Raw genomic sequence first — 21,954 nt, 5'->3', positions numbered from 1 at the left:
GACAATCAAAAGTAATATCATCATAGAATCATCAGTAAAAAAGGGATGTTAATTACGTGATCCACTTATCTGTTGTATTTATTTGGCTCTTTCTTTGCGCCACACAAGACCTTATCCAGCGCCATATTTCCAACATTCTGACCTTCGGCGGGGCGGCACTGGCGCTGCTGTATCTGCTCTGGACCGGTGACACCTGGCTGGGCGCCAGCGCTGAAGAAGGCGGCTGGGCGCTACTGATCGCGCTGCTGTTGACCCTCCCCGGCTACGCCCTGAACAAGCTGGGCGCCGGTGATGTGAAGCTAATGATAGCCTTGGCCCTGGCAACCGATCGTCTGACAATTCTGGGCACAGTAATTGGATCCAGTTTGTGTGCAGGGCTGTGGTGGTTAATAGCGTCAAAAATACTGCCTTTGTTGAATCAATGGTTTAACTCAGATGAATTTAAGGTGAAACGTTCAATGTCAAAAAAGCTTCCTTATGCACCTTTTTTGTTAGCCGGTTTTACCCTGACAACAATGCTACTTGTATAGTCAGCTTGAAGGATTAATACCTTGTACATAGTCGTAAAGTAGGTCTACGTTTAAATCAGTCACGTAAAACGTGTGGACCAAGATGTCCCTGATTGGTTTACCAGGATGGAGAACCGTGTGAATACACACACCCCCCTTATAAAAATTCTCGTCGTCGATGATCAGCCCTTGATTGTCGAAGAACTCTGCGAGTTTCTGGAAAGCAGTGGCTACCGTTGCGTGCCTTGCCAGACAAGCCGTGAAGCCATCAGTGCGTTTATTGCCGACCCACTGATAGGTCTGGTGCTGTGCGACTTGCACATGCCGGACATGAATGGCATTGAACTCACCCAGCATTTGCAAAAAACTGCCGGTAAGCAGCGGGTCTTTGAAAGCATTTTGCTGACCGGCCGCGCCGACAAACAGGATGTGATCAAAGCCTTGCGTATCGGTATCGCCGATTACTACCAGAAGCCGGTCGATCTGAACGAACTGCTTGAGGGCATCCAGCGCCAGGAACAGATCCTGCGCGAACAGCACAAGAGCAACCAGTTGGGGCAACTGAACCAGAAGTTGCAATACCTGGCCGAGTCCATTGACGACCTCTATCAGGATATGGAATACGCCCGCCGCCCTCCCCAGTCCAGCGCTGAAAACCCGAATAATCCCTCTTCGAACGACAGTGCCTGTCCTCAGATTCCGAGCATTTTCAAACAGCTGTCACCGCGCCAGCTGGACGTCGCCAAACTGGTGAGCAAAGGCCAGACCAACTACCAGATAGCCTGCGATGTGGGCATCACTGAAAACACCGTAAAACTCTACGTGTCGCAAGTGCTGCGCCTCACCCACATGAACAACCGCACCCAGCTGGCTCTCGCCCTGTCCCCCAACGCCTCAGTCCAGCATGGCCGGCAGACGGCTGGCAGCTAAGCCCCCAACAAGTACGACCCCATCCCCCTACCCTCACACCGGGCGGGAGATGGCGTCACTATCATTCCGACTTGGCTTTGCCGCCCTCATCCTGCTTGTAGTACTCAGGGACGGGGTGGGTGTAGCTGTCCAGCCAGCGCTGCAGGCTGCGCTCACGCTCCTGGGAAGTGGCCACCTGATGTATCGGTGACCTGGCCTGCCCGCTGACCTGAAGCTGCAACCAGTTTTCGGTGTCCTGCTGAGATCTGGACACAGGCCCCGGCTCGATGGCAAAGGCGCCAAACGGCAGGACGGCTAACAACACACCTACTCGAATATATAAATTCATGGCACACCTCCAACGCATTATTTGATCGCAGCCACTTGATTGCTGGCTGTCTTGGCTTGGGTTTTAAGGGCTTGCGCCCTTGCCTGGGCATCACCCACTTGCGCAGGGGTCAATTCGGCACGACTGGCAAGCTCGGCTGCCTGGCTCCACTGGTCCTGATAAATCAGCAAGGTCACCAGATTCAACGCAGCCAGCGAGTCCCCCTGCTTAAGCTCCAGAGAGGTCAAAAACTCAAAGCGCGCTTCGTCCAGCCGTAATTGATTGAGATACACCACGCCCAGGTCATTGCGGATTTTTTCATCGGTCGGTGCCATACGTGCAGCCCGTTCCAGATGGGTCGTTGCCAGTGCGTTATCGCCCCGCCCGGCGGCCAGCTGACCCAGACCATGTTCACCTTCCGCCGCCAGGCAAGTGCCTAGCAGCCCTTTGTACAAAGGTTCGGCTTCACTGCGGCCCAGTTGCCGATAGATTCGGGCCTTGCGCAATTGCACCTGCGCGTAGCGCTCCGGCAGACCTTGCAAGTTGGCCAGGCTGGCGTGCAGTTTGCCTTCCTTGGCCATGTCGTCAGCCAGGTTCATCGACAGTTCCTGGTCGCTACTCAACTTGGCGCAACTGCTGCCAGTCAGGCCCGCCCATGGCGAATTACCCTGGCCCCCTGTCGCACAACCGCCCAACATCAGCAACGCACACGCGGCAATGACAGCTTTCATATTCATACTCCTGATCACGAGCCAAAGGCCCGTGCAATAGCCATAAAACTCGGGCCGGCCAATACAATCATCAGCGCCGGAAACAGAAAGACCATCATCACCACCGACATCTTGGCCGACATTTTCGAGATGTATTCCTCCATTCGCGTCAGGCGACGGTCATCGAGCAGCTCTTTAAGTGCTTGTAACGATTTCATCGCGCCACCGCCCTGCTGAATCAATTGCTGAAGAATCACGCAGGTGTCATTGAATTCATCTACATCCAGCAAGGCCGCGGTTTTGCTCAACTCCTGGCTCAACTCCAGTCCAGAGTCCACCCGGACCAGCATCACTCGCAGCTCCCCTGTAAGTACTGGCAGCAATTGCCGCCCCTCCTGGCTCAGCACCCGCAGCGCCTGCTCGACCGCCATGCCCGACTCAAACAGAATGCGCAGTAAAGGGATGAAGGTTGAAACCTCTACAGCCACTTCTTGCTGACGTTTTTTCGCCACGTACGCCAACATCCGCTTGGGAATCAGATACCCCACGGCAAGCGCAAACAGCAGCACAATCAGTAGATTCCCCGACCCGGGAAAGAACAGCTCGTGCCCCAGAAAAATCAGCCCGGCAAACGCTACCGGGGTCCCGATCTGGAAGGCGGCAAACAATGAACGCTGGCTGGCTGTGCGCCAGCCAACGCGATTGAGCAAGAGCTGGGTTTCACTGTCCATCGAGACCGACCGCTGGCCGAACTTGCTGTTACCCACCGCCCGCATCCAGAGGCTTAACGTGCCAGGGCCGGTCTTGTCACCTTCCAGGCGCTGCATAACGCGCTGCTGGCTCAGCCGCTCCTGAATCACATGGTTAATCAACAGCCCCAGGGCACCCAACAATAAAATCAAACAAATCAGCAAGGCCATGTCATATGCTCCGCACCATGCGCCATAGTCCCAGGCAACCAATCGCCTGCAATGCAACGGCGGTAAGCAGCATGTGCTGACCGCTCGGATCGCTCCATACCTTGGTCAGGTAACTGGGGTTGGTCAGCATGAAATAACCACCCACCAATAACGGCAACACCGCCAGCACCATCGCAGTGATACGTGTTTCACCGGTCATTGCCTTGAGCTTGCGAGCACCTTGATCACGTTCACGAATCAGCAGGATCAGGTTTTCCAGCAGTTCACTGGCGTTGCCGCCGTAGCGATGGTTGACCTTCAAGCCAAGGGCGAACATACGAAACTCATCGCGCTCATACAGCTCGGCAAAATCTTCCACCGCCTCGGGCAAACTCACACCCAACTGCACGTTCCGCGAGACCCGGCTGATGCTGCTTTTAAGCGGATCGCTGGACGACTCAATCGCATGCAGCACCGCATCGGACAAGGTGCGCCCCGCTTTCAGGCTACGCACGCAGTGATCGAGTAACTGCGGCAATTGCTCCACCATGCGCCGTACCCGACGCTGATAACGCCAACTGACATACAGCTTCAAAAGCAAGGGCGGCAGCACCAGGAAGATCAATAAGTACGCCCAGCCTCCCAACAAGCCCGCCAATACCGCTACCACGGCCCATATCCCCAACCACAAGCCAAGACGATCGGAAGGGCGGCCCAGACCTGCCTGCAAAAAGGCCCGGTCCAGCCACGCCACACTCAGGGGCTTCTGTGCAATTACAGGCTGACCTTCACCTAAGCGGTCCAGCACCCTGTTGGTGGCAGGGTCACGCAATGCGCGGTAGACAAGACTCAGCGACATCACAAACATCAAAAAGCTGATCAGAAAAAGTATCAAGGCCGGGATCATGGAAGCACCTCAGCCGTTTGCATTCAAAATGGGGTCGCGACGCAACTTGTCGCCTGCCGGGTTCAAGGCTTCGCGCATAAAACCAAAGTCCGTACGCTTATCCAGCCGGAACAGGGTGTTGGTGACATAAACATCGTCCCGTACTCCCACCACCTCCAGCACCTCACTGACGCAGCGTCGACCATCCGGCATACGCGTCAGCTGGATAATGACGTCCAGTGCGGCGCAGATCATCTGGCGCAAGGTTTTTTCCGCCACCGTGCGCCCGGTCAGGCCCACCAGAGTTTCCAGACGCAGCAACGCATCTTGCGCAGTGTTGGCATGCACGGTACTCATCGAACCATCGTGGCCGGTGTTCATCGCGGTCAGCACATCGAGCACTTCTACACCGCGAATTTCGCCAAGGATGATGCGGTCCGGACGCATCCGCAGGGCGTTGCGAATCAGATCGCTGGATTTGACTTCACCGTGCCCTTCAGCATTGGGCGGCCGGGTTTCAAGACGCACCACGTGGGGGTGGCCGAGCTGCAGCTCCGCCACGTCTTCGATGGTGACCAGACGTTCATGGGGGTTGATCAACTGACTCAAAATGTTGAGCAACGTGGTTTTACCGGTACCGGTACCGCCGCTGATCAAGATATTGCAGCGCTTGCCGACCGCCTCCTGGAAAAACTCAAAGATCGGCTGATCAATGGTTTGCATCGCCACCAGGTCACTGCTTTTAAGCATGTCCTTGCGAAATTTCCGGATCGACAGGCAAGGACCGTCCAAGGCAATGGGCGGAATGATCGCGTTGACCCGGCTGCCGTCAGGCATTCGCGCATCGACCATCGGCGAGGACTCGTCCAGACGCCGGCCCAGCGGCGCGAGAATGCGCTGCATCACCCGCTCCACGTGATGATCATCGATAAAGCGCAGGTCACTTTGACTGAGCAGGCCTTCGCGCTCGACAAATACCCGGTGCGGTCCGTTAACCAGAATCTCAGTCACCGCCGGGTCGCGCAGCAGAACTTCAAGCGGGCCGAAACCGGTCAGTTCGTCGACGATTTCCTCAGCCAGGCGTTCCATCTCGTAACGCGAGATCGCCAGATGCAGGCGCGACACGTATTCCGCGACCCGCTCGATGACAAATTGCGACAGGACCTGGCGCGAATCTTCCAGCAGGTTTTTCCCGGTTTCCTCGATGGCATCAATAATGTAACGGTGCAGCACCAGTTTCAGGCCGTCATGGTCCGCGCGACCGTCCTTGTACAGGCCCGAGCCGAACAGCTGTTCATTGCTCATTTAGACCCCCACAAACGGTTGAGCCAACTGTCCGACTTGCCCTGCGAGCGACCCGGCAGTTCTGAGCGCAAGGCCAGCCGCTCGCCGAGTTTTTTCAAACCCAGGCTCAGGGGTTCTCGCGGGCCCAGTTCGAAAAGTGTCACGGCCTGATTTTTGGCATTGATGCGCAATTCCGGGCTCGCCGGGAGAGTGGCCAGCACTGGCAAGCCAAAGCTTTTGGCCAGTGCATCGGCATCGGGGGCCACGCCACGCAGGTAGCGATCAACCAGCAGCCCCGCGTGTTCGAGCTTCATTCCCTTCGTGCGCCAGACGCTAAGCACGTCCAGGTTGCGCCGGCAATCGAGTACGTTTTGATCGGTGTAAAACAGCAACTTGTCGCAATGGCTGACAAAGGTGCGCAGCGCTTCGCTGTCAGGCTGGCCCGTCAGGTTGACCACAATATGCTGGAAGTGCTGACGCAAGGCGCTGAGCAACATATACAACTCGGCGGCGCTGGTTTGCTCCAGCGGTTCGTCGTTGTCGCTATGGACCAGGATTCGTAAACCTTCAGAGGTCTTGGTAAATGCACTGTCGATCAAGGTGCTGTCCAGCCGCCGTAAATGGCGCAGGGCATCTCCAAAAAAAAACGAGCTCTCTAGGCCCAACTGCGTCAGACCGTCGCCACGGGGCAAGCCCAGATCCAGGAACAGGGTTTTTTGATCCTGCTTTTGCACCACCAGTCCCAGGTGGCAAGCGAGCAATGCACCATCTGCATTGCACTGGGCACTGAACAGCACGGTCAGCCCGCCCAGCTCCGCGTTCGGCGTGACCGGCGGCAAGCGTTTACTCAAGCGCCGTACCAGACCGGCCACCTCGCTGGAACGCGAGCCGTAGGCGACAAAATCCCGAGCGCCGGCGCGCATGGCATTGAGCACCAACTGGTTATCCATGCCATCGCCCAGGGCAACCACGGCCAGCATGGGCTTAGCCTCAAGCAGCCCCTCGATCAATGCGCACTGAGACACGACTTTCTCTCGGTCCAGCCCGACAAAAACCAGACCGGCGAAAGTTACGTCAATCAATGCCAACAACTCATCCAGACTGCTCGTACCTACGCCCACGACCTGGCCCAGGGGCGCCAATGCGCCTTGCAGCCACTCAAGATCAGTGTTGTTGCGCGTCAGCGCGAGAAATGTCTGGCTCAGGCTTTGGCTCATTGGGATAGCCCGCTACGGGTATTGAACTTACCGTTTTCAAGGAAATACAGGCGATACCAGTTAGGGTCGTAATTGCGCAGTTTTTCACCAGGCAGGGCTGGTAATTGCGCGTTGGCCGCCAGTGGTTGAACCAGGTGCGGCGTCACAATCATCAACAGTTCTTTTTCTTCGCTGGTGGTGTTGGAGTCGCGGAAAAAGGCGCCAAGAACGGGGATATCCCCCAGCCCCGGGAATTTGTTGACCTGGGCACTGTTGCGCGAGCTGATCAGGCCGCTGATGACAAAGCTCTCGCCATCGGCCAGGGAAATACTGGTATCGGTACGGCGAACATTAAGGCCAGGGACTAATGTCCCGGCGATATTCACCGCGTTGGTGTAGTCCAGTTCGCTCACTTCGGGGGCGACTTTGAGCATGATGCGGTCACGCCCGACCACGGTCGGCGTCAACGTAAGACGAATACCGAACTCCTTGTACTCAATCGACACGTTGTCACTGCCGCTGCTCGGTACCGGGATAGGGACTTCACCGCCGGCGAGAAAGGTCGCACTCTGGCCGCTTAACGCCACCAGGCTCGGACGCGCCAGGGTGTAGGCAAAACCGCTGCCCTCCAGTGCGTTAATCAACGCTTTGACCCGACCACCGCCGAAGCCAATGTTGAAATACTTGCCGTTAGCTACCGGGCCACCGGTAATCACGTTTTCCGCATTGGAAATGAACGATCCGGGCGAGCCAAACAAAAAGTCTTTACCCATGCCAAAGATCGAAGTACTGGCTTCCTGCATCTTGGTGCGATTGACTTCGACAAAGCGAATATCGGTTTGCACCTGGCTGGGCAACGTCGGATCTTCAGAAGGCAATATTGAAACGCTGGTATAGCTGGTGGCGGCTTTGCCCTTGACGAACACCATGCTCTGGCGCGGTGATTTCGAACAGGCTGTCCAGACCATCAGGCTGGTGGTGCCCGGCGCAACGCCTGTGAGCAAGAAGGCGTTGCTGCCATTGGCGTGAACATCCGCAACGGTCGGATCACCCACCGCAATGCGGGTAATACTGACTGGCGAATCCAGTGCTTGCTGGGCCCCTTGGGCCACTTCCAGTACCGAGGGTAACTGACCGAGAGCAGCGCAATTGTTTGAAGCAGCCAGGGCCATTTCAAAGGGCAAGCTGCTTAAAATCAGCGTCCAGACAGCTCGTTTATACAGCGCAACGCCAGGATTTCTCATGCTGTGCTTCCCTTGCAGATCGTATTTTTATTGAGCCGGCTGTTGCGTGGTTTGGTTGCCGCGAATGATTTCAATCCCGCGCACCCTTTGAACCCCGGGGTTACCCGCCACAGGTGTGCGCACCGGGCTGGCCATGGCTAACTGGTTGAACTGGTAAAGACTGCGTTTGGCGTTCTCAAGATTGCCTGGAGCATCCTTCTCACCCGCCCAGTACTTGCTCAAACGCTGCTCCTGGGCGCTGCGTACTGCCAGACGCAAGGTGCCGGCCTGAGTGGCCAGCATCAGTTGATTGATCAAAGGCTCCGGAACTGCCAGCACCGCCGTGCGCGCACCGACACGGCGCTGCGCTTGTTTGAGGGCTTCTTCGGCATTCAGCGGTTGACTGGCCGGCTGACCGTCGCTGGTCATGCCCAACTCATCACCCACGCTCAGCACCCGCACTGCCGGCAACACTGTTTGCGCCGACTGCTGCGGGTTGGCCGTGTCCTGACGCAAAAACAGCAAGATATCAACGTAGTCACCAGGCGTTAGCTGCCCTGCTGCACCGGTCACTTCATCGATGGCCACTGCCAGTGCACGCTCATCAGGGCGGATCATGCGAGCAAGAGGGCCGCCGATTTCAAAGCTTTGCTTGGTCAGCCAGGTACCCGCACTCAACGCTCGCCATGGGGTAAGGCCAACCGCCTGATCGATAGCCGTAAGGCTGCCGGCGGGTGCGGTCTTGAGTTTTTCCAGGGTCAAGTCTTCGGCGGTCAGGGCCACATGCGGGGGAACATCACGGACCAATACCACCACTGGCTGTCGGGTCTGATCCTCAACCGAGGCGACACTTTGCTCCACCACCTGCGTCACCGGAACTTCAGCTACCGGCTGCTGACGAGTCAATACCAACCCCCAATAACCGGCCGCAATAGCCCCGATAAACAAAATGGCCGCCAGTACTAAACTGCGTCGATTGTTCATAACAAACTCCTTTTGCAACTAAGCACTGCAGATCAAAAATAATCATTCGCAATCAGGCAGCCATGCCCCAATAACGCTGTTTGAACCATTTCGCTATTTGAACGTAGCGCAGGTAAATCAAAATGCCATTAGTGGCTTTAAAAATCTCTATTTAATTTTGAATTGTTTGATTTACCACACATTTTTTTCACACGTATCATTTGGATTAATACTTTGTGATTAGTGCTTTTTTACAGTTGCCTTAAGCTGCATTATTGCCAATGCTGTAATGGCAGAAGGAAATCACGCAACATCATTGTTAAGCGGCGCCCGACCCGGTGCACGAAGGAGAAGTCAGATGTTTTTAAATACTGTTCTTAAAGTGTATGTACCGACGCAGGTATTCCTGACTCGCCAGGTCAAATTATTTGCACAACGCACGGATGGCGCTTCAGGTATTGAATATGCGCTTATTGCAGGAATGGTTGCAGTGGCAATTGTAACTTTTGTAGCCCCGATCAAATCCGAGGTCGTTGCAATATTCACATCGATTAAAACTGCACTAACCGCTGCCGCAACTTAAAGAGTGTGAGTATCTCATTTCTTCGCCAACAGCTACTTTTAGTTGATGACGAGGAGGATGCACTGCTGGAGTTGGCCGAACTGCTAGAGGGCGAGGGCTTTTGTTGCTATACCGCAACATCAGTCAAACTCGCTCTTTTGCAGTTGACCCAACATCCGGACATTGCACTGGTCATCACAGACCTGCGCATGCCGGAACAAAGCGGTATAGAACTGATCAGGCGCCTGCGCCAGCACACACAACGCCAGCATTTACCGGTGATTGTCATTTCCGGACACGCCGATATGGACGATGTAAGTGACCTGCTCCGCTTGCAGGTACTGGATCTGTTCCGTAAACCCATCTACCACGTGCGCCTGCTCGACACCCTAGACAGCCTCTTCCCGAAGCCCTAGTCACCCGCCTCAGGCACGGGCTCCCCCTCATATGCTTTCCTGAAAGCCTGTGGCTGCCTGCTTAGCCACAGGCTTTATGCGCGTATCGCTTATATCCCCTTCGCAGGACGGGCAATGCAGCCCACTTGAGTGAACTGCATTGCGCAAGAGACGGCCCTTACAACTGGTAACTGAAGCTCAAGGTGTAACGCGGCCGACGGTTAAAGCTGTCCAGCGCGACGTCTGACATCGGCTTGGCAACTTCCAGGGCAATGTTGTAGTAACGCTTGTCACCAAAGCGCAGCCCCACCGCCGCCGAAGACATATCCGAGCCCTTCAGGGGCAGTTCGTTGAACCAGGTTTTGGCCTTGTCCAGTACCGCATAGGGTTGCAGCAATTTCACCCACTCCCCGTCGCGGTTGAAGCTGTAGTTCAGCTCGTAAGCCACGCCCCAGCCCTTGTCCCCCGAGGCCTGGTCGTCCGGGTAGCCGCGGCCGAAGTTCTGCCCGCCGAAGACCGCCCGTTCGCTGTCGGGCAAACTGTCGTCGCTCCAGTACAAGGCCGCTGACGCCACGCCCTGCCAGTCTCCGAAGAAACCGTCGCTCTGCACTCCCGACAAACGCAAGCGGAAGAAGTCCAGGTCATAGCGGCTGCCGGTCAAATCGGTCTCGGTCTTGGCTCCCAGGCCATTGATGCCTTGATATAACCCGCCGCTCACAATGCGTAACTGTTTGTCATTGGACTTGCGCCATTCACCTTCAAACGCCAGCGCACGCACGTTGGTTTTATCGCTGATGGTCTGGGAATATCCGACCACGTGGTAGTCCGTGTTGTCGTTGACCCCATACAGCCTTGCCGCGACGTTGAGCAATTGATCGGGGGCCGCGATCAGCGGGTGGCTGACACCCACCGAAAAGCGGTCATTCTCACGATGGGGCTTGAGTTCAAAGCCATCGCTGGTCGCGATGTTGGTGCCGGGATCACTGCGATAACGCGCGCCATACAGGCTCAATTGAGTACCTTCAGCATTAAGGAACTGGCTGTAATCGAGGCGGTAGTAGTGCTCCTTGTCATTGCCCGGCGGGAACAGCCCGCTCAAGGACAGCTGTTCTGCCATGGCTGTCTGTGAATTGCTGCTGACCCCGAACAGTGCCTGGGTACTGTCGCGACTGCCTTCAGTGAGGCTCATGCTGGTGGTGTAAGGTTTGCGGCTGGCATTGACTTGCAGGGTTGCCGCACCATCGGTGGTTGCAGGCGGCGGTACTTGCGCCTGCAAGGTCACACCCGGAATCCGGCTCATCAGGGTGGTATAGCGCTCAAAGGTTTTACGGGTCAACGGCCGCTCGCCCTTGAGTTTATCTACCAGTTCATCGATAAAACCCTTCACGCGCCCGATATCACCGTCTACCCGGTAATCCTTGATATACCCTTCGACCAGTACGACGCGCACCAGCCCTTGATCAAAGTTCTGCGGCGGTAAAAACGCATAGGACAATAAATAACCGTCGGCCTGATAACGCTGCGTGATACTGCGCGTGGCTTCAATCAACTCGCTCAGGGTGATTTCATGATTCAACAAAGGCTTATACGCCGCCCCCAACTCCTGGAGCGGATAAACAGTACCCCCTTCAATCTGCAACTTACGGATCGTCAACTTGGTGCCCATCACTAATGGCTGAGGCTCGGCAGCACCGGGTTTAGGTAATTCCAGGGCAGGCGTTTGTGGCCGATAAGCATCCACCGGCAAGTTGGGTGACGGTAAGTTCTGGATACTTTCATTGCTGTTCAAATATCGTGGAAGCGTTTCAGCACTCACATAAGGGGTAAGGGCCAATAATAAAAAGGGGACGCAAGTACGCATATGAGACTCCATGCTCAACAACCGCGGCACAACTAAACCAGGGGCAACGCATCATAGTGTGGCGAAGCTACCCGGCATTAACCTTACAATCCTGCAAATGAAAAAAGACGAGAGATTCATTTGAATCTCTCGTCTCAACCAAGCGTAGGCGCTGTAGGTAAGGCCGTCGAACCGGCCAGGTGCAATTAGTTAGTTTTTCTTGCCCAGGTTACCAAGCCCGCCCAGTACTGTGCCAAGACCACCCAAGCCTCCAGTTGTAGTGCCCCCGGTTGTGTTGTCAGCCTTCACTAAACCGCCTAATGCACCCACTGTTCCACCAACGGTACCTACCAATTGACCCACCGCACTGCCGACCGGGTTTGCAGTGCCGCTATCAACCTTGGCCCCCACACTGCTCACTGCGCCGCCAACTTGAGTCAGCAAGCCGCTAACGGGAGTCCCAAGACCGGTTGCTGCTCCGACATTTTGGGTAATGGTGGTCACAGCACCCGTTACCGGATTAAGCGCCGTACCCACAGTGTTGCCCACTGCCGCCAACGGAGCCCCGGCAGCGTTGTTCGCTATACCGGTGCCGCCTACCACGCTACCGAGGGAGGCCACGACATTACCGCCACCGACAACGTTGCCGCCGCCCGCCTGAACCACACCGCTGGTGCTGCCGGCCACCAGGCCTGAACCAACACCATTAACGACCCCGCCCACTGTCTCCAGCAAACCGCTGCCGCCCAGCCCTGGCAGGCCGCCGATACCACCTGTGCCACCTGTGCCGCCAGTTGCAGCTGGTGGATTGACGTAGCCGCCGGCTTTATCAGCCACACCGCCCACACCACCCAGCACACCGCCTACCAAACTGGTTACAGGATTGTTACCCGTAGCCGCCACTTTCTGGCCCAGGTCTGTAACGACACCGCCGACCTTGTTCAGAACGCCATCCACCGGAGCACCCAGGCCGGTAGCCGTTCCCACCTTGCCGGTGACGCCCTCGACCATCGAAATCACTGGCACCAGTACCTTGTCATTGACCCCGCCAGTCACCTTGCTCAAAGCCCCGGTATTCACCGAGCCGGTCAACGTGTTGCCAAGCATGGTGACGGTGGTACCCACCTGGTTCACCAGCCCGCCCGCCACATCCGTGACTTTGCCCGTTACCCCACCTACGACCGGAATCTGGCTGATGGGCGTGTTGTCGAGCAAGGTGCTGACACCTGTGCCCACTGATGAAACACCCTTGCCGACATCTGCCACTGCATTGGTCACGCCCGCCGCGGTAATGCCCAGCGAGTCTTTGTCGGTACCGATCGAGCCGACGCCATTGGTTAAACCACTGCCTACGGAGGACACCGCATTGCCGGTATTGACCACCAGCCCCCCGCCCAACGTGCCCACTACCGGAACAGTGGTCAGTGTGCCGCCAATACCGCTGACCGTGGAGCCGACACCACTGACCACTGGACCCACTTGCCCAACAATCTGACCTGTGACCAGAGGCGTGGTACCTGCTCCAGTGCCGCCACCGGTGCCACCGCCTGTACCGCCGCCGGTGCCGCCACCTGTACCGCCGCCTGTACCACCGCCGGTACCGCCGCCTGTACCACCGCCATCGCCGCCACCTGTACCGCCGCCTGTACCACCGCCGGTGCCACCACCATCGCCGCCGCCAGTACCACCACCGGTGCCGCCACCTGTACCACCGCCAGTACCACCACCGGTGCCGCCACCATCGCCGCCGCCCGTACCACCACCGGTGCCACCACCAGTGCCGCCATCCGTACCACCACCTGTGCCGCCACCCGTACCGCCGCCAGTGCCATCACCGCCGCCTGTACCGCCACCCGTACCGCCGCCATCGGTACCACCAGTACCCGCACCGCTGTCAGGAGTGCTTGCCGATACATGGCTCTTGGAGCCGCCACCGCCGCTGCTGCAACCCGCAAGGCTCACGGTCATGACTAACAGGAGGGCTGTACTGGTTTTTAACCACAGTTGAGTGTTCATAATTAATATCCATGCACCTGGAACGCCTAGGTTCGAAAGTTCTCTGTTCTGATGTCAGAGATACATTTCACTCGTGTAGACATCACAACCCCAGGGGCCTTTTCGAACAATCCGCTACTTGGTATTAACGCCTTATATAATAAATCCACCAATTAATTAAAAGCCTTATAAATCAATAGGTTGCATAAATAAAAAGCGGCTTAAAAGCAGACACTCACTAAAGTTATAACGCTATTTAACAGGCCTAAATCCCCGGGCAGGCTTATTCAAACCTGCTCGCCCGGCGGTTGCCATGAAGAGGGGCACGCGCGGCCTTGGCGAAACCAGGGGTGGCCGCTACCGGCATTGGCCCGTTTCAGTCCACCACGCTGAACTCAACGCGTGCGGTTTGCCCGCTTTCGTCGAGGACGCTCAGCTCATACCGCCCCTGGTGTTCAAGTGGGGTGATGAGCGCAGCCTGATGGTCGCTGTCGCCCACCGGCTCACCATTGAGAAACCACCAGCGCCGACCGTCTCCGCCCAGGGCCGAGACCGAGAGCCGAAGCGCGGTTTGACTTGCCGCCGGGCGGCGCAGACGGTCGCCGTCGCGAACCCCTGCAATTGACAGCCCTGTCACCGAATTCAAGGGCGGCGGCGGACATTGCGCCGAAGCCATTGGCAGCCGTGCCTCACGCCGCTCATTACGCGGCAACCAGGGTTCAAGCGGTGCCGGCCACAACACCACTTGGCGCATTTGTGCTGCGGGGCATTGCGGGCCAACTCGCAACCCCTGTGCATCGACCCAAATGGTCTCCCGCAGCCCTGTGCCCAATGGCTGATCGGCGGCAAGCAAGGTAGGCGGCGTGGTGTGATCCAGCGTCCAGGCAAAGCGCTGACGCCGGCAATTGGGGTCGTTTCTGTTCAGCGGCTGACCCAACGGCCAGCAAATGGCCGCCACCCCGACCGTAGCCGGCACCGGCTCCACTGGCGCGACAATGCCGCGCTGACTGTCGCGATTACTCAGCACATCATGTACTTGCAGCATCAGCGGCGCGGCCGAAGCCAAGCCAAACTGCCCGGGCACCGGCGTACCATCCGGACGCCCGATCCAGACACCGATCAAGTAACGCGGCCCCACACCAATGGCCAATGCGTCGCGAAAGCCATAACTGGTACCGGTTTTCCAGGCCAGCAACGGACGCTGTACCAGTTCGGCACGCGGATCGCGATCAGGTCGGGCCTGCCCGCTGAGGATGCGCCGGATGATCCACGCCGAGCCGGGCGACAGCATGCGTCGCTCGTGCAACGCGTCCTGGGGCTGCAAGCGCAAACTGGCGCTTTTCCCACCACGGGCCAGCGCGCTATAGCCACTGACCAGATCCTCCAGGCGACTGCCTGCACCGCCCAGAATCAACGCCAGATTCGGCTCGGCCAACGCCGGCAGACTCAGCGGTATACCGCCGTTGCGCAGGTCTGCGGCAAAGCGTTTCGGTCCATAGGCTTCAAGCAACTGCACCGCGGGAAGGTTCAGCGACAGGGCCAATGCCGAGCTGGCCGACACCGGGCCACTGAAGCCCATGGAGAAATTGCCCGGACGGTAATCGCCATAACGCCGGGGCACGTCCTGCAACAGTGACTCGGAGTGAATCAGACCGGCATCCAACGCCATCCCGTACAGGAATGGCTTGAGCGTGGAACCCGGCGAGCGCATGGCGCTGATCATGTCGACATGGCCAAAGCGCCGCGTATCGTTGATGTCAACCGAGCCCAGGTACGCACGCACCGCCATGCTGCGGGTTTCGACCACCACAATGGCGGCCGAGGTGTGCTCGGGCAAGCGGGCGCGCCAGCCCAATAACAGGTCTTCAAGACGGCGCTGCAAACCGGCATCGATGGTGGTGCGAATCAGCGGCGGGCTGTGGGGCCGGTTTAGCCGTCGCGCCAGTAACGGCGCCAGGCTCGGCTCCAGTCGCGGCGCCAGCAACAGAGGTTCTTCAAGTGCCTCATGCACCGCCGGCTGCGGCCACACCTGATACTCGGCCAGACGCCGCAGCACCTTGTCCCGCGCTACTTGTGCGCGCTCCGGATGACGGTCGGGGCGCAAGCGGCTCGGTGCCTGTGGCAGCACCGCCAGCAGCGCTGCTTCAGAGCGTGTGAGCTGCTGCGGCGATTTGCCCAGATACGCCCAACTGGCCGCCGCCACCCCCTGCAGGGTGCCGCCGAACGGCGCGCGATTGAGGTACAGGTTGAGAATCTGCTCCTTGGACAGATGCCATTCCAGCTGCGCCGTGCGCCACAACTGGCGCGACTTGCCGAGCAACGTACGCTCATGGGGATCGAGCAAGCGAGCGACTTGCATCGACAAGGTGCTGCCACCCGACAGCACCCGGCCACCGCTCAGGTTCTGCCAGGCCGCCCGGGCCAATGCCAGGGGATTGACCCCAGGGTGCTGATAAAACCAGCGGTCCTCGTAGGTCAGCAACGCCTCCAGGTAGTAGGGCGACACCTCATCCGTGCGCACCGGATAGCGCCACACGCCATCGGCGTCGGCAAAGCGCCACAGGGGCGTACCGTCTTCAGCCAGCACCACACGGGCCAGGCCATCTGCGGGCAAGGGCAACGGCCAGAGCCGGTCAGCCAGCCACAGCAACGCGCACGCCAGCAGCAGGCTGGCGGCGGTCCGGCCCAGTATTTTTTTAATGTTTGAACCCACTAACCTTCACCCGGTACGCAACTTTGCATCATGACTGGTTGCCCAATGCGTATCTCTGGCACAGTGGCCACCTTATTGATCGGGACATACCCATGCACGTCGAAAGCTTTGTTGGAAATCTGGGCCTGTGGCTTGGCACCTTGGTGCGTTTTATCGTCGAAAGCCTGAACGGACTGTTCAATACCATCACCCAGGCCGGCAGTAACTTCATCGATGGTATGGCCCGCGCACTGGGCATGGACACATCGATCGTGAGCATTGCCGTGCTGGTCATCGGCCTGCTGTTTTTGTACAACGCAGTGCGCGCCTTCATGCGTGCCTCGATCATTGGCGGGGTGATCTGGTTACTGTTGGGGCTTTGGGTACTGAGCTGGATCATCAGCTAACTACCACCGTACCCGTAGGAGCGAGCTTGCTCGCGATCTTTTGATCTTAAAAAGCTCGCGAGCAAGCTCGCTCCTACAGTTCAGGTCAGGGTTACCGGCCCTTGATCACCATCTCTCCCGGCGTCTCGCCCACGGCTTGCCAGTCAGGGCGATACATCGACTCCACTTGCGGCGGCGGTACGCGGTAGGTGCCCGGGGTCACGGCACGGGCCAGGTACAGCAAGTGCGTGGTGCCGTAGCCATCGAGTTTCAGCGCAGCCACGTAACGATCATCCCGGTATTCCTGATGCTGCACGCTGGCGTTCTGCATCGACTCGCGCCATTGCTTGACCTGGGAACTGGCATTTTCAAGGCTCGCGGCGCTTTGGCCCAGGTTCTGGTTCTCCAGCTCCAGGCCCGCCGGCAGCAAATCGACCACCAGCGCATCGGGCACCTGCTGGCTGGCCGTCACTGCCAGATGCACCAGCACCAGATCACCACTTTTCAGCGTATTGAGATCAAGCGGCTCGCCATTCATACCCAGGTAATCGCGGCGAATGCTCATGTTCTTGCCGCCCGCCACCGGCGCCTGCTGTGGATAACCCGAAATCGTCAGCTGTTGATAAACCGCTTCGCTTCCCTCATTGCGCAGGGTCAGCGGCGTGTCCAGCAATGCCCCGTCCAGCTTGAGCCCGGGCTGGCTGTTGTTCAGCTCGCGGGTCTGGCCACCGCTGGCAAGCGTGGCCGTCCAGCTGGCTTCAGGTTTGCCCAGCAAATCACGCCCCGCCAGGAACAGCGAATTACGCTCTTGAGTCGACAACCACTGACTGGCCGCCAGTTGATCCGACAGCTCAAACAGCCGCTGCTCACGCTGGCCGTCGAGCAAATTGTTTTCTTCCAGCAGCGCCAGAATCAGCGCCTGATCACGCAGCGGGCTGCCGTAATCGCCCAGCCACTGATCGGCTTTACGGGTGACGGCCAGGCCTGCCGCCAGGGCCTGATCGGCCCGCGGCTGATCACCCATCTTCTGCAGGGCAATCGACAGTTGCACCAGTGGTAACCCGGAACGGGCATCACTGCGCCGTTCAAAAATACTGCGTAATGCGCCCAATGGCGCCTGCTGGCTGCGGGCCAGAACCAGCGCGGCATAGGCCTGAACCGCAAAGCGGGTGTGATCGAGGTTTTCGCTGTAATCGGCTTCGATCAGATTGCGTTCCTGCACATAACGCAGCAGGCGCTCGCTGGCTTTTCTCAATGCTTCAGGTGGTACCGCGTAGCCCTGGTCCCGTGCACGTAACAGGAAATCGGTGACGTAAGCGCTCAGCCAATACTCTTCCTGGCCGTCGGCGCCCCATAGACCAAAGCTGCCGTTGTAGCGCTGCATCCCCAGCAGGCGCTCGATGCCCAGTTCGATTTTGCGCTTGCGGTCGGCATCCGGCTCGCCTTCAAGGCCCAGCCGCTTGAGTAATGCCGCGTCGGCGTACAGCGCCGGGTACAGGCCGCTGGTGGTTTGCTCCGAGCAGCCATACGGGTACGCCTTGAGTGCGCGGATTTGCTCGCCCAGGTTCAGCGGCGGGCGGCTCGACAAACTCAGCATGGCTTCACGCCCCGCCGGCTCAAACACTTGCAACGCACCTTCGGGCAAGCTCCATGGCTGATCCTTGAGTACCGCGCGGTAATGCTTGAGCAGCGCCGGGTACGCCGGGCGCACGCCCAGGGTCCACTCGCGGGTAAAGGGCGCCAGGGTTTCACCCGGCAAGTTGAGGCCGCTGACCGTAACCTTGACCACTCCCGTGCCGAAACCGCCCAGGGCCTTGACCGGGATCTGCAAGGTGCTGCGCTGGCCGGGGCTCAGGGTGACGTGTTGCGCGGTATCGCCCGGCAGGCTCAACAGGCCTTGGGTATCGAGTTTCACTTCCAGTGTTTGCGGCTTGTCAGTGAGGTTGGACAGGTCCAGCGCCATCCGGGTCTCGTCGCCACCGGCCAGAAAGCGCGGTGCTGCCAGCTCGGCGACCAGGGGGGCGGCGACAACTGTTTTGGCTTCGGCCATGCCATAACGGTCATCGGTCCAGGCCTGTGCCATCAGACGCAGCTCACCGTTAAAGTCGGGAATATCGACGCTGACTTCGCCTTCACCCTGCTCATTCAAGGTCACGGGCGCGCTTTGCAACGCCACGATGGTCACGCTGGTGGCTGGTCGCTTGCCGCCTTTGGCCAGCGCCGCATCACCGCCAAATGCCAGGCTGGCCAGACGGCCCTGCCCGGCTTCGATCAACTGCCCGTAAATATCCAGCTGATCGGCACCGTAGGCCTTGCGCCCGAACAGGCTGGCGTAGGGGTCCGGGGTTGGGTAGTCGGTGATATTCAGCACCCCGACGTCCACCGCAGCCAGCAGTACATGGGCCCGCTCTGGAATGCTGCCATCGGCGTTTTTGGCGTGGATCTTCACCGTCAACGGCTGCTTGGGGCGCATTTTTGCCGGCGCATCAAGGGTCAGCGCCAACTTGCGCGCAGTGCGGTCGAGCGGCAGATGCAGCACGCCCACGGCCCGTTTGGGAGTGATATTGGTCTTGCGCTCGCCGGGGCGGATCACCAATGCACTCACATACAGATCGTGGCGGGCCCAGGCCGGATCAAGCTTGATGTCGAAGGTTTTGCCGTCGGCCGGCACCTCGATTTCTTCCCACCACAGCGGGCCATCACTGCCTTCGACCAGCAAATACCCTTTGCCGGCTGCAGGCGGCGTGACCGTCACTTTGGCGGTGTCACCATCGGCATACGCGGCCTTGTCCAGCGCCAGCTTGACCTGATCGGGGCGCACGGCACCGCCTTCCGTATTGTCCTGGGCACGATAACCGGCCCAAAAGCGCAAGCTGCTGATCAACCCGGTTTGCGGGTCTTCGACTTCAACCCGATACGGGCCCCACTCCACCGGGAAGCTGACCTTGGCAGTTTCTCCGGCCTTGAGGCTGACCGTTTCTTCGTTGAGGTTCAGAAATTTCTCGTTGAAGTGATAGCTCCAGCCGTCATTGTCCGAGTAATTCCAGTAGTAATCGCGGCGCTCGCGCACCAGCCTGACCTTGAGGTTTTCAGCCGCCAGCTTGTGCCCTTCGCGGTCAGCCACCAGCAGTTCGAACTCAACCGGGCCATCGCCATCGGTTTGCGTGCCATCAAACAGACCGCGCAGCCCCGGCAAGCGCTCAGCGGGCCACACGGGCTGGACCAGACGCCGGGTAATCGGGCGCCCGCCCGACTCTTGCAAACTGGCCTGAACAATCAGTTGCAGCGGCGATTTGGCATCGCTCCACTGGCTTTCCAGGCTGATGGTTTCCTCGCCTTCGGCGTTGAGGACGCTTTCGTCCAGCTCCAGGTCCTGAGTCAACTCGGGCTCTGTTACTGAACCGAACTGATAACCCGGCAGCGCGCTGACCGCATCACGCAACGGGCGCACATAAACCTGGCCGCTGAGGCGATTGCCCGCAGCCGGGGCACCGTACAAATAGCGGCCATTGACCTGGATTTCGGCCGTCTGATCGGGGCGCAGCGGTGTGTCGCTGCCCTTGAGTTCCAGCGCCAGGCGCTCGGGCAGGAAGTCTTCGACCAGAAACTCATACAACTGCGGTTTGCCGTCGCCCAGATCAAACACCAGTTGCCAGCGCCCGGTCGGGGCTTCAGCCGCCAGTTGCAGCGGGTATTGATAAAAGCCCGAAGCATCAGGCGACCAGACAAACTTGCGGCTCACCTGCTCGTCGGGACGACGCACCTCGACACTCACCGGCTGTGGCTTGACCGGGTTGGCGTCGCGGTCGCGCAACAAGGCATTGAGCAGCACGGTTTCGCCGGGGCGATACAGATCACGCGGGCCAAACACAAAAAATTGCAGCGGGTGCGCCTGCGGCCCGCCAATGTCGAACTCGGCCAGATCCAGCGCCGCAGTATTCAAGCGCAGCACGCTGGTCTGGTCGCCCTGACGCGCCACCAACACTTCAGCTTTGGGCGGCAACGCCAGTTCGGCGTGCCCCTGCTTGTCGGTCTTGCCCTGGGCCAGCATCTTGCCCTTGCCGTCCAGCAGTTCCAGCTCCACGCCGGCCAGGGCACTGCCACCTTCCAGCGCCTGGGTGAACACATCCAGACGTTTCTGATAACGATGCACGGAAAGGCCGATATCGCTGAGGGTGAACAACGTGGCGGGCGTCGAATAGTTGTAACTGCCGGACGCCTTCATCACTGCCAGGTAAACACCCGGCTGCTGCAACGGCTTGATCCCGGAAGTCGGCAAGATCAGGGTCTCACGAGTATTGCGCGCCGGGTTCAAGTCAAAGCGCCCGCCATACACCAGATCAGCCATGCTCAGCAGGTCCTTGGCTTCGTAGCTTTGCAGGGTGCTGTTGCGGCCCCATTGGCTGAGAAACGTCGGCAACGACTCGGGTTTGACCCGGAAGAACTCGACATCCACTTTGTCGACGTTCAACGCGATCACCGGCAAACCTTCGGCCAGGCGGGTGGGCAACAGGTTGCCCCGACTGGCAAAGCCGACAGTGGGCTGCAGGTCACGGGTTTCCAGGCGGCTGACGTACTCGGCGGCGAGGGCGGTGCCGTTGACTGCGCGCAGGCCGGGGTCGACGGTGAGGATCAATTTGCGCTGCGGTTCCAGATGGCGCAGATGCAGTTCCATCAGGTTGTCCGACAGTTCCCAGGCGCCATCGACCTTGCCGGTTTTGGCGTCGACCAGGTGCAATTTGTCGGCGAAGTTCTGCTCCGGGTCCAGCGGCACCGAAAAGCTGACGGACAAGGTGCTGGCTCCGTCCAGTTGCACTTCGGATACATCCACCACACTCAACTCGCGCCCGGCATAGCGCTCGGCCAGCACCTTTACGTCCTGTACCGGTCTGGCCGCCTGCGCGTTGACAGCCGCCGGTGCCACGGGTTTGCCGGAGGACGATGAATCACAAGCGCTCAGCAGCGCCAGCGCACAGGCCAGGAACAGTCCTTTGTTAAGCATGGTGTACTCGTTGACTAGGCATTGAAGGGCTCGACTATATAACAGCGCGCCATGAACAACTGACGCACCGGTCAGATTGACCGGTAAACGGGCGATTGGTTGCGCTGCCTCATGAGCAACACAAAAACGGTGGGAGCTGGCTCGCCAGCGATGCAGGCGCCCCGGTTTGCCGGGT

At 58.8% G+C, this 21,954-nt stretch carries 18 protein-coding genes; 5 read left to right on the top strand and 13 right to left on the bottom strand.

The window, feature by feature from the left end:
• The first annotated feature begins 56 nt into the window (after nt 1-56).
• Together ACP7BO_RS15945 and ACP7BO_RS15940 are read left to right on the top strand one after the other, a co-directional pair.
• The gene (locus ACP7BO_RS15945; protein WP_426211354.1) at nt 57-530 is read left to right on the top strand and encodes a prepilin peptidase; all 474 of its coding nucleotides are present in this window, start codon (nt 57-59) and stop codon (nt 528-530) included.
• Between the two features lie 105 nt (nt 531-635).
• Nucleotides 636-1,439 (top strand): response regulator transcription factor, encoded by an 804-nt coding sequence (locus ACP7BO_RS15940; RefSeq protein ID WP_426211352.1) that lies wholly within the window; start codon nt 636-638, stop codon nt 1,437-1,439.
• Between the two features lie 61 nt (nt 1,440-1,500).
• On the opposite strand, the gene ACP7BO_RS15935 is transcribed toward ACP7BO_RS15940, so the two are convergent.
• From ACP7BO_RS15935 to cpaB, 8 genes are read right to left on the bottom strand one after another with little or no spacing between them, the layout of a single operon-like run.
• Complete coding sequence (locus ACP7BO_RS15935) at nt 1,501-1,767, bottom strand: DUF3613 domain-containing protein (protein ID WP_426211350.1); 267 nt, start codon at nt 1,765-1,767, stop codon at nt 1,501-1,503.
• A gap of 17 nt (nt 1,768-1,784) precedes the next feature.
• A complete protein-coding gene (locus tag ACP7BO_RS15930; protein ID WP_060695587.1) occupies nt 1,785-2,477 on the bottom strand; it encodes a hypothetical protein in 693 nt (230 codons plus the stop codon).
• A gap of 14 nt (nt 2,478-2,491) precedes the next feature.
• Nucleotides 2,492-3,376, bottom strand: coding sequence for a type II secretion system F family protein (locus tag ACP7BO_RS15925; RefSeq protein ID WP_426211348.1), 885 nt, complete (start codon nt 3,374-3,376; stop codon nt 2,492-2,494).
• Between the two features lies 1 nt (nt 3,377).
• Nucleotides 3,378-4,262, bottom strand: a complete 885-nt coding sequence (locus ACP7BO_RS15920; RefSeq protein WP_426211346.1) for a type II secretion system F family protein — start codon at nt 4,260-4,262, stop codon at nt 3,378-3,380.
• A gap of 9 nt (nt 4,263-4,271) precedes the next feature.
• Entirely contained in the window at nt 4,272-5,546 is a 1,275-nt protein-coding gene (locus tag ACP7BO_RS15915; RefSeq protein WP_426211344.1) for a CpaF family protein, read from the bottom strand.
• Nucleotides 5,543-6,742, bottom strand: coding sequence for a pilus assembly protein (locus ACP7BO_RS15910; protein ID WP_397454976.1), 1,200 nt, complete (start codon nt 6,740-6,742; stop codon nt 5,543-5,545). The genes ACP7BO_RS15915 and ACP7BO_RS15910 overlap by 4 nt, the downstream gene beginning before the upstream one ends.
• Nucleotides 6,739-7,965, bottom strand: coding sequence for a type II and III secretion system protein family protein (locus ACP7BO_RS15905; RefSeq protein WP_060695596.1), 1,227 nt, complete (start codon nt 7,963-7,965; stop codon nt 6,739-6,741). The genes ACP7BO_RS15910 and ACP7BO_RS15905 overlap by 4 nt, the downstream gene beginning before the upstream one ends.
• Nucleotides 7,966-7,992: 27 nt before the next feature.
• Nucleotides 7,993-8,928 carry a Flp pilus assembly protein CpaB gene (gene cpaB / locus ACP7BO_RS15900; protein WP_397454979.1) on the bottom strand — a complete coding sequence of 312 codons (936 nt, stop codon included), beginning with the start codon at nt 8,926-8,928 and terminating at the stop codon, nt 7,993-7,995.
• A gap of 337 nt (nt 8,929-9,265) precedes the next feature.
• Between cpaB and ACP7BO_RS15895 the strand changes: the two genes are divergently transcribed.
• Both ACP7BO_RS15895 and ACP7BO_RS15890 read left to right on the top strand, forming a co-directional pair.
• On the top strand, nt 9,266-9,490 hold the full coding sequence (locus ACP7BO_RS15895; protein ID WP_397454980.1) for a Flp family type IVb pilin: 225 nt from the start codon (nt 9,266-9,268) through the stop codon (nt 9,488-9,490).
• Nucleotides 9,491-9,495: 5 nt separating this feature from the next.
• Nucleotides 9,496-9,885, top strand: a complete 390-nt coding sequence (locus ACP7BO_RS15890) for a response regulator (protein WP_073509979.1) — start codon at nt 9,496-9,498, stop codon at nt 9,883-9,885.
• Nucleotides 9,886-10,042: 157 nt separating this feature from the next.
• On the opposite strand, the gene ACP7BO_RS15885 is transcribed toward ACP7BO_RS15890, so the two are convergent.
• The 4 genes from ACP7BO_RS15885 to pbpC form a co-directional block, all read right to left on the bottom strand.
• Nucleotides 10,043-11,725, bottom strand: a complete 1,683-nt coding sequence (locus tag ACP7BO_RS15885) for a ShlB/FhaC/HecB family hemolysin secretion/activation protein (protein ID WP_426211340.1) — start codon at nt 11,723-11,725, stop codon at nt 10,043-10,045.
• Between the two features lie 189 nt (nt 11,726-11,914).
• Nucleotides 11,915-13,174: a collagen-like triple helix repeat-containing protein gene (locus ACP7BO_RS15880; RefSeq protein ID WP_354383534.1), complete on the bottom strand. Its 1,260-nt coding sequence runs from the start codon at nt 13,172-13,174 to the stop codon at nt 11,915-11,917.
• Nucleotides 13,126-13,638, bottom strand: coding sequence for a hypothetical protein (locus ACP7BO_RS15875; protein WP_426211338.1), 513 nt, complete (start codon nt 13,636-13,638; stop codon nt 13,126-13,128). The genes ACP7BO_RS15880 and ACP7BO_RS15875 overlap by 49 nt, the downstream gene beginning before the upstream one ends.
• Nucleotides 13,639-14,075: 437 nt before the next feature.
• On the bottom strand, nt 14,076-16,412 hold the full coding sequence (gene pbpC, locus ACP7BO_RS15870) for a peptidoglycan glycosyltransferase PbpC (RefSeq protein WP_426211336.1): 2,337 nt from the start codon (nt 16,410-16,412) through the stop codon (nt 14,076-14,078).
• Between the two features lie 92 nt (nt 16,413-16,504).
• Between pbpC and ACP7BO_RS15865 the strand changes: the two genes are divergently transcribed.
• A complete protein-coding gene (locus tag ACP7BO_RS15865) occupies nt 16,505-16,798 on the top strand; it encodes a hypothetical protein (RefSeq protein WP_397454983.1) in 294 nt (97 codons plus the stop codon).
• A gap of 91 nt (nt 16,799-16,889) precedes the next feature.
• On the opposite strand, the gene ACP7BO_RS15860 is transcribed toward ACP7BO_RS15865, so the two are convergent.
• Nucleotides 16,890-21,779 carry an alpha-2-macroglobulin family protein gene (locus ACP7BO_RS15860; RefSeq protein ID WP_426211334.1) on the bottom strand — a complete coding sequence of 1,630 codons (4,890 nt, stop codon included), beginning with the start codon at nt 21,777-21,779 and terminating at the stop codon, nt 16,890-16,892.
• Between the last annotated feature and the right edge of the window lie 175 nt (nt 21,780-21,954).

The organism is Pseudomonas sp. TWR2-1-1 (genome assembly GCF_049897045.1).
Classification (GTDB): domain Bacteria; phylum Pseudomonadota; class Gammaproteobacteria; order Pseudomonadales; family Pseudomonadaceae; genus Aquipseudomonas; species Aquipseudomonas versuta.
The sequence above is the reverse complement of the archived record's forward strand: the minus strand, read 5'-3'. Positions and strand labels throughout refer to the sequence as shown.

Bases quoted from the DNA above. Each gene is read 5' to 3' on its own strand.
- ACP7BO_RS15940 (WP_426211352.1), top strand. From the start codon at position 636: ATGGAGAACCGTGTGAATACACACACCCCCCTTATAAAAATTCTCGTC.
- ACP7BO_RS15935 (WP_426211350.1), bottom strand. From the start codon at position 1,767: ATGAATTTATATATTCGAGTAGGTGTGTTGTTAGCCGTCCTGCCGTTT.
- ACP7BO_RS15930 (WP_060695587.1), bottom strand. From the start codon at position 2,477: ATGAAAGCTGTCATTGCCGCGTGTGCGTTGCTGATGTTGGGCGGTTGT.
- ACP7BO_RS15925 (WP_426211348.1), bottom strand. From the start codon at position 3,376: ATGGCCTTGCTGATTTGTTTGATTTTATTGTTGGGTGCCCTGGGGCTG.
- ACP7BO_RS15920 (WP_426211346.1), bottom strand. From the start codon at position 4,262: ATGATCCCGGCCTTGATACTTTTTCTGATCAGCTTTTTGATGTTTGTG.
- ACP7BO_RS15915 (WP_426211344.1), bottom strand. From the start codon at position 5,546: ATGAGCAATGAACAGCTGTTCGGCTCGGGCCTGTACAAGGACGGTCGC.
- ACP7BO_RS15910 (WP_397454976.1), bottom strand. From the start codon at position 6,742: ATGAGCCAAAGCCTGAGCCAGACATTTCTCGCGCTGACGCGCAACAAC.
- ACP7BO_RS15905 (WP_060695596.1), bottom strand. From the start codon at position 7,965: ATGAGAAATCCTGGCGTTGCGCTGTATAAACGAGCTGTCTGGACGCTG.
- cpaB (WP_397454979.1), bottom strand. From the start codon at position 8,928: ATGAACAATCGACGCAGTTTAGTACTGGCGGCCATTTTGTTTATCGGG.
- ACP7BO_RS15895 (WP_397454980.1), top strand. From the start codon at position 9,266: ATGTTTTTAAATACTGTTCTTAAAGTGTATGTACCGACGCAGGTATTC.
- ACP7BO_RS15885 (WP_426211340.1), bottom strand. From the start codon at position 11,725: ATGCGTACTTGCGTCCCCTTTTTATTATTGGCCCTTACCCCTTATGTG.
- ACP7BO_RS15865 (WP_397454983.1), top strand. From the start codon at position 16,505: ATGCACGTCGAAAGCTTTGTTGGAAATCTGGGCCTGTGGCTTGGCACC.
- ACP7BO_RS15860 (WP_426211334.1), bottom strand. From the start codon at position 21,779: ATGCTTAACAAAGGACTGTTCCTGGCCTGTGCGCTGGCGCTGCTGAGC.